The 12,051-nt window shown below is 66.0% G+C and carries 8 protein-coding genes; 2 read left to right on the top strand and 6 right to left on the bottom strand.

Annotation, left to right across the window (positions count from 1 at the left end; genetic code table 11):
- Positions 1 to 88 precede the first annotated feature (88 nt).
- Together MAAFP003_RS30120 and MAAFP003_RS17720 are read right to left on the bottom strand one after the other, a co-directional pair.
- A complete protein-coding gene (locus MAAFP003_RS30120; protein WP_480212827.1) occupies positions 89 to 5,359 on the bottom strand; it encodes an ATP-binding protein in 5,271 nt (1,756 codons plus the stop codon).
- 105 nt (positions 5,360 to 5,464) lie between these two features.
- On the bottom strand, positions 5,465 to 6,121 hold the full coding sequence (locus MAAFP003_RS17720) for a VldE C-terminal domain-containing protein (protein WP_096288961.1): 657 nt from the start codon (positions 6,119 to 6,121) through the stop codon (positions 5,465 to 5,467).
- A 190-nt stretch (positions 6,122 to 6,311) separates the two neighbouring features.
- Here MAAFP003_RS17720 and MAAFP003_RS17715 point away from each other — a divergent pair, with 190 nt between their 5' ends.
- Positions 6,312 to 7,235 carry a class I SAM-dependent methyltransferase gene (locus MAAFP003_RS17715; RefSeq protein ID WP_096291244.1) on the top strand — a complete coding sequence of 308 codons (924 nt, stop codon included), beginning with the start codon at positions 6,312 to 6,314 and terminating at the stop codon, positions 7,233 to 7,235.
- Here MAAFP003_RS17715 and MAAFP003_RS17710 read toward each other — a convergent pair.
- From MAAFP003_RS17710 to MAAFP003_RS17700, 3 genes are all read right to left on the bottom strand, one after another.
- Positions 7,211 to 8,512: a glycosyltransferase gene (locus tag MAAFP003_RS17710; protein ID WP_096288959.1), complete on the bottom strand. Its 1,302-nt coding sequence runs from the start codon at positions 8,510 to 8,512 to the stop codon at positions 7,211 to 7,213. The genes MAAFP003_RS17715 and MAAFP003_RS17710 overlap by 25 nt on opposite strands.
- Positions 8,513 to 8,702: 190 nt before the next feature.
- Positions 8,703 to 9,473, bottom strand: a complete 771-nt coding sequence (locus tag MAAFP003_RS17705) for a class I SAM-dependent methyltransferase (protein WP_096288957.1) — start codon at positions 9,471 to 9,473, stop codon at positions 8,703 to 8,705.
- A gap of 34 nt (positions 9,474 to 9,507) precedes the next feature.
- Positions 9,508 to 10,128, bottom strand: a complete 621-nt coding sequence (locus MAAFP003_RS17700) for a hypothetical protein (RefSeq protein ID WP_096288955.1) — start codon at positions 10,126 to 10,128, stop codon at positions 9,508 to 9,510.
- A 460-nt stretch (positions 10,129 to 10,588) separates the two neighbouring features.
- On the opposite strand from MAAFP003_RS17700, the gene MAAFP003_RS17695 reads away from it, so the two are divergent.
- Complete coding sequence (locus tag MAAFP003_RS17695; protein WP_096288953.1) at positions 10,589 to 11,221, top strand: class I SAM-dependent methyltransferase; 633 nt, start codon at positions 10,589 to 10,591, stop codon at positions 11,219 to 11,221.
- Positions 11,222 to 11,235: 14 nt separating this feature from the next.
- Here the strand turns inward: MAAFP003_RS17695 and MAAFP003_RS17690 are convergent, their stop codons facing one another.
- On the bottom strand, positions 11,236 to 11,892 hold the full coding sequence (locus tag MAAFP003_RS17690) for a histidine phosphatase family protein (RefSeq protein ID WP_096291243.1): 657 nt from the start codon (positions 11,890 to 11,892) through the stop codon (positions 11,236 to 11,238).
- Positions 11,893 to 12,051 lie beyond the last annotated feature (159 nt).

Below are 12,051 nucleotides of genomic sequence, written 5' to 3'. Positions count from 1 at the left end.
TTACGACTGCTCCACGATCACTCAACCGATGCACGGCTTCGATATAGATCTCCGACTTCGCCGTGATATCCCAGGTCGCATGGGTGTATCAAAACAGCTCGCCAGGCGCGAAAGATCTTCCTTGCCGGTGGTCAATGTTCACCCAGTCTGGCGTCGTCGATGGGAGTTCGTGCCGATTGACCGCGGCGTAGGCGGACAGAATAGCCGACCACGTCTCTGCGTGCACTGCCGCTTCACCGGCGAGGTAACGGGATTCGAGTTCGGCAATGGCGGGGTCGAAGTCTTCGAGGTCGTACGTTACGACGGTTGCGATTCGGTCATCGGCGTCTATCCCGACGACGTTGAGGGCATCGTTTTGTGCCGTTTCCGGGTCGTTGCCGCAGGCGCGGGTTTGTGCCAAGACGAGACGCTCCCCGCGAACAGCAAGGGCGTTCACCATCGAGATTGTGAAGCCAACCTCGGCGGCAGCCTGCAGGTCTCTGATCACGACATCGCGGCTGTGTTGAGTCTCGGCGCTCACGATTCGCCGGTGATCGATGCCGATGTAGTTATCGGCCACGGTTTGGGCCACCGCATCCCAGTCGCGAGTCGCCATGTGCGACCAGACATCCCGAAATACGCGTGCGGCCGCATTTTCGGGTCTCGGTGCCTGCGGCTGCACCTCCCGCTCGAACCGGGCATGCGCCGCATCGAGTTCGGCGAGCGCGGAATCGAGATCTTCGACATCGAACGACACCTGCAGCGAAATGCGGCCGTCTGGGTCAAGACCCAACAGATGGAGGAGCTCGTCCTGTGGCGCCCCGGGACTCTCGTCTGCCACGCCCAGAGTCGTTCGGACGAGAGCCAGGCGTTCACCGCGCACGGCGAGCGCTGCACGAGAGCACCGCACTATGCCAATATCCGGGAAACGCCTTGCCTCGCTTGCCCACTCGCTAGGTGAGAGCCCGATCTGCGATAAGCCGACTATCTTGCGACGGCTCTCAACGGAGACGCTAGGGGCGAGCACTTCCTCGACTTCGCTCCAGGCCCCGCGGGAAGCAGCGTCATCCAGCCGGCCGACCGCTCGCACACACGCGTTGTCGAGCCGGTGTGTCTGACCGTGCTCTTCTCGCTCGAATTGCGCCTGCATGGCATCGAGTTCGGCAAGCGCGGCGTCGATGTCTTCGACGTCGAACCAAATCTGCAGCGCGACTTGACCGTTGTCGTCAATGGCGTACAGCTGAAGAAGCTCGTCCTGCGGCGCTCCGGGGCTTGCGTCGGCAGTACTCGTCACCAATCGAGACAGAGCCAACCGCTCACCCCGTGCAGCGACCATGACGTGACTGATCCGGATCGCGCCAGTCTCGAGCTCCCGCCGCATCTCACGGCGCATCACAGCCGACTGCGCTGTTAGGCCGACGATCTTCCGGCGACTCTGGATCAAGACATCCGGCGCGAACAGCCGCTCCAGCTCATCCCAGTCCTGGCGATGGATGGCGGCCATCACGCGTTCGCCCACTCGTATGCATTCGCTGTCCAGTTCGACGCTGGGTGCTTCGGTCAGAGGAGGGGGGATCGGCACGACCTGTTCGCCGAGCAGAGTCCGCGCCAGCTCGGCAAGTGCTGCAGCGCCTTTGCGTTCGTAGAGGGCGACCGCTTGTTCGGCGGCGGCCCGTGCTCCGGCGGTATTGCCGGCGGCGGCCAAGACTGTTGCGAGCGTGAGGCACGCGTCACCGTGATCGACCAGGGCGTCGGTTCGCTCGGCCAACGCCACCGCCACCTCGGCGACGCGCCGAGCTGCTTCGTGGTCAGCGCCGCGAGCCAGCAGGTGCGCCCGAAGTGTGCGCCACCCCATCGACGCCTTCAGCGCATGGCCGGCGAGACATTCACTCTCGGTGCATAATTCGTCCGCTTCTGCAACCCGATCCAGCGCAAGGCATGCCCGGCCCAGAAGCGCCGCGGTCTCGGCAGTGTCGGCGTCGAGACCCATGCGACGAAAGCCGTTGTACGCCTTGCGCAGATGCGGCTCCGCGGCAGCAGGGTCATTGACGATGAGTTCGACGATCCCGGCGAATTGCTCGACTTCGAGCCGTGCGTGACGCAAGCCGAGCTCGGTGACGGTGCGCCTGGCCGAGTCGATCATCCGCCGGGCGGCGGCGGCGCGCCCCCGGAACGCCTCCAACACGGCCTGACACCGCGTCGAGGTGGCCTCGACGGCGGGGGAGTCGGTCGTGATGCGAAGCAGCCGGACCACGTCGAGACACCGTCCGCCCGCCCGCGGAACGGGGTTGGGTCCCCACAACGCCGCGAGTGGTGCGCCCGCCAAAACCGCGTTCACACTGCGGTGTTCGCGCGCCCGCCGCGCCGCGGTCAGCGCATCGTCGAGTGCGATTTCACAGTCGGCGATGCGTCCCAGGCGGGCGAGGCACCCCGCGCGGACGGTGTGCGCCTTGGCTTCTCCGGCGGCATCGTCCAGTTGGGCAAGCTTGGCGGCGGCCGCGCTCAACGCGGATTCGGCCTCGTCCAAACGCTCGGGGTGAATCAACAACGAGAGTTGGCCGTCGAAGCATGCGGCCCACGCCGCGAACCGGGCCGAATCGACGGTCGTTTGCTGCAATTGAGCGACCGCGCCAGCCGCCGACGTCACATCGCCGGCGGCGAGCAGGGCCTCGCAGCGCGCAACCAACAGGTCGGCCGCTTGAGCGTCGCGGTCGGGCAACTCGTCGTCGATTTCTTCCAGCGCATGCAAGGCCTGGTGATACAGGTCGGCCGCGCCCTCGTAGGCAAGTCGCGCCATCGCCTGGTCCGCGGCACGCCGGCAGTAGAAGACGGCCTTCGCCGCGTTTCCCGCCCAGGCACACTCGAAGTAGTGGTGAGCCAGTTCGGCCAACAGTTCGTCGTCGGCGCCCGGCCGCGTCTCCAGCGTCGCGGCGATGCGCTGGTGCAGTCGCATGCGCCGCACCGAGGCCAACTCGGCCAACAGTGACTGGCGGACGATTGCGTGGTTGAACCGGTAGTTGCCGCCGGGTTCTTCGATGACGATGCCGGCTTGGCACGCCTCGTCGAACGCGTCGATCAAGTCGTCTCCGATGACCTGTTCGACCAGTTCCAGGGCGAACCGGCTGCCGACGACCGCAGCGGCTGCCAGAGCTTTGTTGGTCTCGGCTGGCAGCCGAGAAAGTCTGCGGCTCACCGCTTCTCGCACGCCCTGCGGCAGGGTGCTCTGATCCCACACGCCGCCACTTTCGTCGACGTGGCGCAACGCCTCGATCAGGAAGAAGGGGTTGCCGCCGGTGACCGTCGCCAAGGCGTGAGCAAGTTCCTCGTCGTCGTAGCCGGCCTCGGCGACGTAAGCGGTGACATCTTCCTCGTCGAGTCCGCTGAGGCTCAAGCGGTTTGCGGTGCCAGAAGGGGCACCGCGGTGCAGATCGGCGAGCATCGCGGCCAGGGGATGGGAGCGGTCGAGGTCGGTGCTGCGGTAGGTGCCGACGATCTGCACGCGGGCGTGGTCGCCGAAGCGCAGCAGATGGCGCAACAGCAGCAGCGTCGGTTTGGCCGCCCAGTGCAGGTCGTCCAGGATCAGCAGGACCGGCGCGCTGCGGGATGCGATTTCCAGCAGCGCCACGACGGCATCGAAAAGCGCGTAGCGCTCGGTGTCGGGATCCGGATGAGCCCGGGAGACCAGATCGGGCAGGACGTCGGTCAGCCCGGGCGCCAGCGTTAGCAGCGCTTCGACGCCGCGCAGTCCCCGCAGTCGGTCAGCGCCCATGCACGGCACCAGCGAACGCAGCGCCTCGGCGAACGGCTGGTAGGGCGCGCCGAGGTCCTCGTCGCACCGGCCGTACAACACGACCGCTCCTTGCGCATAGGCCCGCTGCGACCATTCGCCGGCCAGTCGTGTCTTGCCGACGCCCGGTTCGCCGGCGATCAGCACCGTCGGCACCCCGCCTGCGAGCGCGGTCTGCCACACCGACAGCAGCCGTTCGAGCTCGCGGCTGCGTCCGACGAACGGCCCGGGTCCGACGAGGACCGCGGGAAGGCCGGGGCGCTCCATCGGCGGTTCGGGTGCGTGCGGTTGGGGCGGGGCCGCGGCGGTTTCGAGTCGCAGCTCGAAAACATGCTCGGGGCGTGCGAGGTTTTTCAGCTGACGCGTCCCGAGGTCGTTGAGCATGACGTCGTCGGCCAGCGAGTCGATGACGAGTTCGGCGGTCGCGCCGGAGCACAGGATCTGGCCGCCCTCGGCCAGCGAGCGCAGGCGCGCAACCCGGTTGACCGCCCGGCCGAAGTAGTCACCGCCGCGAAGCTCGACCTCACCGGTGTGTAGCGCCATCCGGACGCGGATGGGCTCGACAGATGCCCACGGTTCGTGAGCGATTGCGTCTTGCAACTCAATTGCCGCGGCGGCAGCCGCAGACGGCCGCTCGAAGACCGAGAACGTCGCATCGCCCTCGCCACGTGTCTTGATCAGCCGACCGCCACGTGAGGTGACGACCTGTTCGACCAGCTCGTCGTGACGGGCGAGGGCGAACGCCATTCCATCGGCGTCGGCCTCCCAGGCCGCGGTCGATCCCTCTATATCGGTGAGCAGGAAGGTCACAGCGCGTGTCACCGACGGAAGATGCTGTGTGACAGCAACATCCAGTGACGAATCCTGAGCAACGATCGCGGATTCGAGCCGTCTGAGCTCCGGGCCGGGATCGACACCCAGTTCGTCGGCGAGCAGCGACCGCACCCGTTGATATGCCCCGAGGGCTTCACCTTGCCGGCCTGCCCGGTACAGGGCGAGCATCAGCTGCGCCCATCGTCTTTCACGCAGCGGCGCCTCGGCGACGGCGGCCTCGAGGTCGCCGATGACTTCGGCGGCGCGTCCGGTGGCCAGCAGCGCGTCTGCCCGATCCTCGACGAGTGCGGCATGGCTTTCGATCCAGCGCGTCTTTTCGGAGAGTCCCCGCGGGCCTTCGGGGAGTTCGGGGATTCCGCGCCACAGGACGAGCGCCTCCTCCAAGGACGCCACCGCTTGGCTGGTGTCGCCCACGGCAGCCGCATCGCGTCCCGTTTTCGCCGCCGACTTATAGCGCGACGCATCCACTTCGGCGCCGTCGAGCCGCCAGCCCGTTCCCTCGGTGACCACGAGGCCGTCGCCAAGCGCGCGGCGCAGCGCGGAGATGTGGGTTTGCAGGGCCTTGCCGGCGGTGCGCGGCGGATCGTCACCCCACAGCAACTTGATCAATGCGTCGGCGGGCACAACTGAACCGTCGTGCAGCCCCAGCATCGTGAGGATGGCACGCGGCTTGGCGCCCGGGATCGCGACGGTCTTCCCGTCCTGCCGGACCTGGAGAGGTCCCAAAACCCCCAGTTCCACGGTTGAAAGCGTACTCACGTCAACCATCGTCGGAGGAGCAATTCAATACCCGGTCAAGGTCGAGTAAAGGTGCCGCGCCGACGAGTCACGGCTGCCCTTGACTTCAGGGCCAGCTAATACTTCTTACTCGGGCGGTGCCGGCGTCATGGACGCGATGTAGTAGACCTCGTTGCCCTTGGGATATCCGCCGCCACCGGTGGCGATATGGACGTGGTCGTAGTGGTTGGCCGTTTCGTTTCCGAGGTCGGCCGTCCACGCGCCCGAGTTGGGGCCCGGGTAGATCTTCTGTCGCCAGATCACGTGGTTGATGCCCCAGCGCTTGGCATTCGCCAGCGCATACCCGGCGATCTGGTTGCCGAGTTCGATGCCGTCCGGGCTGCCGTGGTCCGGGATCATCACGTCAATCGCCAACCCGTTGGGATGCCACGGCAGTGGATCTTGCCGGTACCCGTAGATGGTCTTGATCTGCGGGAACAGCACGCTGATGACGCGAGCCGCCCAGATGGTCTTGACCTGCAACCGGTCCTCGGAGGCGATGCCGGGCGGTAACGGGAACTGGAAGCCCTGCGCCCCGGTGGGCGCGGTCGCCGCCAGCGCCGCCAACGACTCCGCTTCCGCCGGCGTCGCGACGTGCGGGCCCAGTCCGGTCGCCGGGTCTTTCGGAGGCGGTGCCGCGGTAACCGTCGGGGGCGCGGTCGGGGCCTCGGGGCTAACCGTGGACTTCAGTCCCTGGGCGTAAATCATGCCGGCGGACACGACGAGCGAGGCCGCGATCGCCATCCAGCGGCTTCGGCCGATGGCTAACACGTTCCTGCTCACGCTGAGCACTTTAGTGTCGCGTGCGACGTGTGTGGCGATCTTCGTCGTTTCTTGTCGGTCCGCTACCAACGGATGGTGCCGACCCGGTGCAAGTTATGGTGACTGCTATCGCTTTTCTGCTCTCGCGGCCGCTTTCAGGATGGGGGTAACGGTGTCATCGGATGGCGTAGCGCGCACCGAAGGGGACAGCTGGGATCTCGCCTCCAGTGTGGGAGCGACGGCAACGATGGTGGCCGCATCTCGCGCGCTGGCGTCACGCGAACCGGATCCACTGCTCGACGATCGATTCGCTGAGCCGTTGGTCCGGGCGGTGGGACACCCATTCTTCACCCGCATGCTCGACGGCGATATTCCGCTGGACGACAACGAAATACCCTTGACCGCGCGGCAGCGCTGCGAGCAGATGGCGGTACGCACAAGGTTTTTCGACAACTTCCTTCTTGCAGCAGCCGACAGTGGGATCCGTCAGGCGGTCATCTTGGCGGCCGGGCTCGACGCCCGGGCCTACCGGTTGCCGTGGCCGGCGGGCACGGTGGTCTTCGAGGTGGACCAGCCCGAGGTGATCCTGTTCAAGGGCACCACGCTGGCTCAGATCGGAGCCGAACCCACCGCGGAACGACGGGCAGTCGGCGTCGACTTGCGCGATGATTGGCCTACCGCCTTGCGCGACAACTTCTTTGACACCGCGGCGCCGACGGCGTGGATCGCCGAAGGCCTGCTGCCGTATCTGCCACCGGATGCCCAGGACCGGCTGCTGGACAACATCACCGCACTCAGCGCGCCGCGCAGCATGCTGGCCACCGAAAACATCACCGACATGCGCGTGTTCACCGACGAGCGCGCGCGGGCGCTACGCAGCGGCTGGAAAAAGCACGGACTCGATTTCGACGTCGCCGATCTGGTGTGGGCCGGGCAGCGGCGGCAAGCCGGCGAGCACCTGGCGGGAACCGGCTGGACCGTCACCAAGCACCTCACCGAAGACCTTTACGCCGAAAACGGATTCGAGCTGCCGGATCACGAACTGCTCGCCGAGTTTCGGCGCACCATCAGCTACCTGAGCGCAGAACTGGGCTGACCAAGGCCCCAGGCAGGCCGCTCGGGGCCAGCAAGTCCCTCGAGCAGATCGGCCGCTTCGGCAACGCTCGCATCGGGTTTGCTCATCCGAGTCGCGAATTCGCGGGCTCGGGCCACGCACTCCGGGCTGAGGATCTTGCGTAGGTCGGCCACCAACGATGCGCGGGTCGTGTTCGCAAATCGCCGGGCGGCACCGACCTTCAGCCGGGTGACTTGAGCTCCCCAGATCGTCTGAACGAGGTCCATCGACAGGACCAACGTGGGAACCCCGGCGCGCAGGCCCGCGGCCGTGGTGCCGGTGCCGCCGTGGTGCACGACCGCCCGGCAAGAGGGAAAAATTGCCGCATAGTTGACTTCGCCGACCACCTTGACGTTGTCGAAATGCGGCACCCCGCCGAAGTCGCTCCACCCCGAGCACACCAACGCCCGCTCACCGAGTTCCGCGCATGCCGCGCTGATCATTTCGACCGTTTCGGCAGGGGATTCGACGCGCATGCTGCCAAAGCCGAAGCAGATCGGTGGCGCTGCCGCGGCGATCCACGACGCGACTTCCTCGTCGGCATCCGTCATCAATTCCAGTGTCAGCGCGCCGACGAACGGGCGCTGTCCTTTCCATTTCGCCCATTCGGCTTCCAGGCCGGGAAAGCAAGCGTCGTCGTAGGCCTGGATTTCCAACGATCCACGGTCGGTGATGCGTCGTGAGGCGGGACGAGTTGCCCTGGGCAGGCCCAATTCACGGCGCTGCGCATTCTCGAGATGTTTAGTCATCCGCCACGTCAGCCAGTTGGACACACCCATGGCCGAGCGCACCAATGGCGCGGGCACCATCGGGACAAGCTGGCCGTTCGCCCGGATCGGGACGTAATGCAGGGTAGCCAGCGGTATGTCGTAGTACTCCGCGACGTTGGCCGCGGTTTCCATGAAGCTCTCGCCGGTGAACATCACGTCGGCCCCGTCGGCCAGCGGAGCCAGTGTTTCGCTCATCTGCACCCAGCTGCGGATGACGGAGTCGCGAAGTTCGCGCCACATCCCGATCAGAGCGGGGATCCTCCACGCGTTATGGAACGCAGACGCCCAGAAGTCGCGGTAGGTATCCAGCCACTCCCGCGTGTCGAGGCCATAGCCGACCGCGGTGAGGCCGGCGGCTTCGGCGAAGTCGACGAGATCCGGCGAGACGGCCATCTGCACGTCGTGCCCTCGGCGCAGCAGTTCGCGGCCGACAGCGACTGACGGCTCGATATCCCCCCGAGTTCCATAACTTGCGAGCACAAATTTCATTGCGGATCCCGGATCTTCAGTTGTAGTGCACCTGATCCGACCTCAGGGGGCCATCGGTGGCGGTCGTGCCGGCTCAGCCTAACGTGCTCCGCCAGCAAATTGGAGCAGGTGCTGACCGCGCAGGCGATGTCGCGTTGGTGAGCGGCCACGCCCCGGTCTTCTTGTGACGCATGAGAATCGCGGCGCAACGTCAATGCTCGGCCCCGCGTGAAACACGGTCGCCGCGCCAGCACCATGCGCGCATCGGGATATCGATCGCGTCAACACCGGGAAAGTGTGCCTGCATCGCCGTGCGTGCTGCGTCGAGCGTTTGGGCGCGGTCCTGCGGGGAGGCAATGATCGCCCGGCTGTATGTGGCCAGCATCGCGACGGCGTTCTCGAGGGTCATCGTCCGCACGAACCGGAAGATCTCGCGCTCGATGTTGTGGAAGGTCTGCGGTTCGGGAAGGTCGAAGTGCAGGCGCTGCCGGAAGCGGTCGACCGACTGGACCTCTTCGAGGTCCTGGCCGGGCAGCCGGCCGAGGTCGCGCACCCAGTCCACCTCACGGTCGCGGCTGGTCCAGATCAGGCCGAAGCGACCGCCGTCGCGCAGCACCCGAGCGATCTCGGGCAGGGCTCGTTCGTGATCCATCCAGTGCCACGCCGACGACACGAATACCGCGTCGGCGGCGGCGTCCGGAAGCGGGATCGACTCGCCGCGCCCCTCGAGCGCACGGACGCCCGGGGACCGCTCGGTCAACACCTTGCGCATTCGCGCATCCGGCTCCACCGCGATGACTTCTGCTGCCTTGTCCACCAGGGTGCGGCTGAATAACCCGGTGCCCGCCCCGACGTCGACGGCCACCTGGCACCCGGGCGGCACCAGCCAGTCGACTGCATCCTGTGGCGGCCGCGGCCGCAGTCCGTCATAGTCTTCGGCGATCGATCCGAAAGACATTGCGCGTTCTTGACGATCAGTCACACCGTCACGCTAAACCGCTCACCTGTGTCCGAACTTAGTGATTCCCGTGCGCTGCAAGCGTTTCGTGCAATCGGCTGACGGATCCCCACAGATAGAATTCGGGAACACCCCGTTGCAAGCCCGATCGGTAGATTCCTACGCCGGTGACTGGCAACTCGTCTCCGAGGTATGGGGCCTGAGCGGCCTGGGCCTTACGGAAGAGTTCCCCGGCTGAAAAGGCGGAGCCGTCATCGGCGTCGACTCGCCTTCCTGGTTTGGTGCCTCCGGCCGGTCCGAAGAGTGACAGATACACGCGGGCGACGTTCAGCTCTGCGCCACGCACGCCCGGCCGCCCGACGGGATCTGATGACCACGTGATCGCCGCGTCCTGCAGTGCGGCGAACGGCAGGTCGGGCCGGTGAATTGCCCGCTCGTCGTCGGTGAGGGGATCGGACCGTAGCTGCGTCGCCTTCTCCACCAGTGTGGTGACCGTGGTGAGGTAGTAGGCGATGCGCTTGCGTTGGACGGTGGCGAGGTTTGCCAGGCCCCAGCCATTCTGGTGCGGCCACCAGACGTCGTACATCACGACCTCGCCGTCGTGTAGCAGGACTCGGTTAGGCCGCTCATCGTGCGGGAACCGGAACACGGCTCCGAGTTCGATCGTGGACGCATCCATGCGCCGCAGCGTAGCGGCGATCTTCCGCCATCGCCTTCGGGCCAATGCCGGCCACGACGCAGCCGTCGAATCCGGACCGCAAAGTCTTCGGCTTGACGCACAATGATATTTCCGGTTGCTGGCCAGATGTTGGCGGGGAGGAGAAACCGACATGACCAAGACAATCAGCGGCCCACGATTGCTACGCCCTTGCGCGATAGGTGTATTCGCGGTCGTATTGGCAGGGCTGCCGATGGCCTGGATCGCCGCGCCCGCGATCAGCCGGGCCGACCCGTATTGCGCGCCGGGGTGGGCCTGGAGCGTCGAATTGAACCAGTGCGTGTTCGTGCTTCCTGCCGCAAATGGACCAGGCGGACCAGGCGGACCGGGTGGCCCGGGCGGACCTGGTGGGCCCGGCGGACCGGGCGGACCCGGGGGCCCCGGTGGACCCGGGTTGCCGGGCCACCACTAGACATGTTGTATGACCGCACCGCGACGTCGGGGGTTCAACAGCGCCATCACCGGGGTGTGGAGTTTTCTGGCTCCCGCCTACGACCATCCAACTTTGCAGCAGTGGGTGTATCGCCCGCCCCATGACGAGGTGATCGCGCGACTGCGTGACCACCAATCGCGCAGGATCGCCGACATCGCTTGTGGGACAGGAATTCTGAGTGATCGCATCGAGCGTGAACTGCAGCCCGACGCGATCTATGGGGTAGACATGTCGGACGGCATGCTTGCCCAGGCCCGCGCCCGATCCGATCGGGTGCAATGGCTGCGCGCCCCGGCCGAGCAGCTGCCGTTTGACGACGGCTCACTCGACGCCGTCGTCACCACCTCGGCGTTTCACTTCTTTGATCAGCCGGCAGCGCTCCGGGAATTCCATCGCGCTTTGGCGCCGGGCGGATTAGCGGCCGTGTCCGCGCTGAGTACGCGACAAACGTTGCTTCATGTGTCGACGAATAAATGGAAACCGCAGCACAACGCGTCACCTGCCGAGGTGCGGTCGATCTTCGAGGGCGCCGGGTTCACCGTCGTCGATCAGCACCGGATCCCGCGACCAATCTGGCTCCGGTTCGTTTCGGACGTGATTACCGTCGGTATCAAGTCCTGACGCCGGTCAGGAGATCAGCACGGCGGGGGATCGGCATCCCACTCGGTCATCGTCCAGCCGTCGGACGGATTCCCGGTAAGGATGACGTGACCGACATTGGTCAGTGACTTGGTTTTCAGCAACGACGGATCGGCATTGCGTGCGTTCATCAGCACCCAGAACATGATCGCCGCGCTGTGCGAGAACGCGACCGGATTCTGCTCGCCGCTGTCGTAGATGCGTTGAACGGCTTCGGTGAACCGCGCGTTGAACTCGTTGCCATCCACCGAGCCGGGGATCCGCGCGCTGCGGTCACCCTGCAGCCAGCGCGCCGGAGCGGCGAAGTAGGTCTGCGGGATGTCGGCCTCTGGTGTGCCCTCGAACTTGCCGGCCTCGATCTCGCGCAGCCCGGGCAGCACGGTGATCTGTTCGCCCAGCAATTGCGACGTCGGTGTGGCCGTCTCCTGGGTGCGGATCATCGTCGAGGCATAGACACCGTCGTAATGGTTGGGCGCCAGCTGCGCAGCCGCCACGCTCGCCTGGCAGAACCCGCGGGGCGAAAGTTCAGGGCCCGGGACCGTCGTGTCGATCAATCCCGATGCGTTGGCCGCCGACTGGGCATGTCGCACCAGCGTCAACGTGATAGTGCGATTGCCGGCGGCCCGCGCCGGCGCCCAGCTTGTCGCCAGCATCGCAATGATGAGGATGGCAACGAAACTTCGTATGGTCACCGTGATTTCACGCGCGCGCCGACGTTGGCGATCGTCCGCAGTTTTCACGCGAGAAGTGTAAGTCGTTCCGATCATCCGCGCTGCGCAAGCCCGGCAAACGTCGGCTTGTCACTGCGGGAC

This window comes from Mycobacterium ahvazicum (assembly GCF_900176255.2).
GTDB classification, from domain to species: Bacteria; Actinomycetota; Actinomycetes; order Mycobacteriales; family Mycobacteriaceae; genus Mycobacterium; species Mycobacterium ahvazicum.
The sequence above is the reverse complement of the archived record's forward strand: the minus strand, read 5'-3'. Positions and strand labels throughout refer to the sequence as shown.

Bases quoted from the DNA above. Each gene is read 5' to 3' on its own strand.
- MAAFP003_RS17720 (WP_096288961.1), bottom strand. From the start codon at position 6,121: ATGGCGATCGCGGCCTCGCTCGTCGTGTCCGCCGGCATGATTTACGCC.
- MAAFP003_RS17710 (WP_096288959.1), bottom strand. From the start codon at position 8,512: ATGAAATTTGTGCTCGCAAGTTATGGAACTCGGGGGGATATCGAGCCG.
- MAAFP003_RS17700 (WP_096288955.1), bottom strand. From the start codon at position 10,128: ATGGATGCGTCCACGATCGAACTCGGAGCCGTGTTCCGGTTCCCGCAC.
- MAAFP003_RS17695 (WP_096288953.1), top strand. From the start codon at position 10,589: ATGACCGCACCGCGACGTCGGGGGTTCAACAGCGCCATCACCGGGGTG.
- MAAFP003_RS17690 (WP_096291243.1), bottom strand. From the start codon at position 11,892: ATGCTGGCGACAAGCTGGGCGCCGGCGCGGGCCGCCGGCAATCGCACT.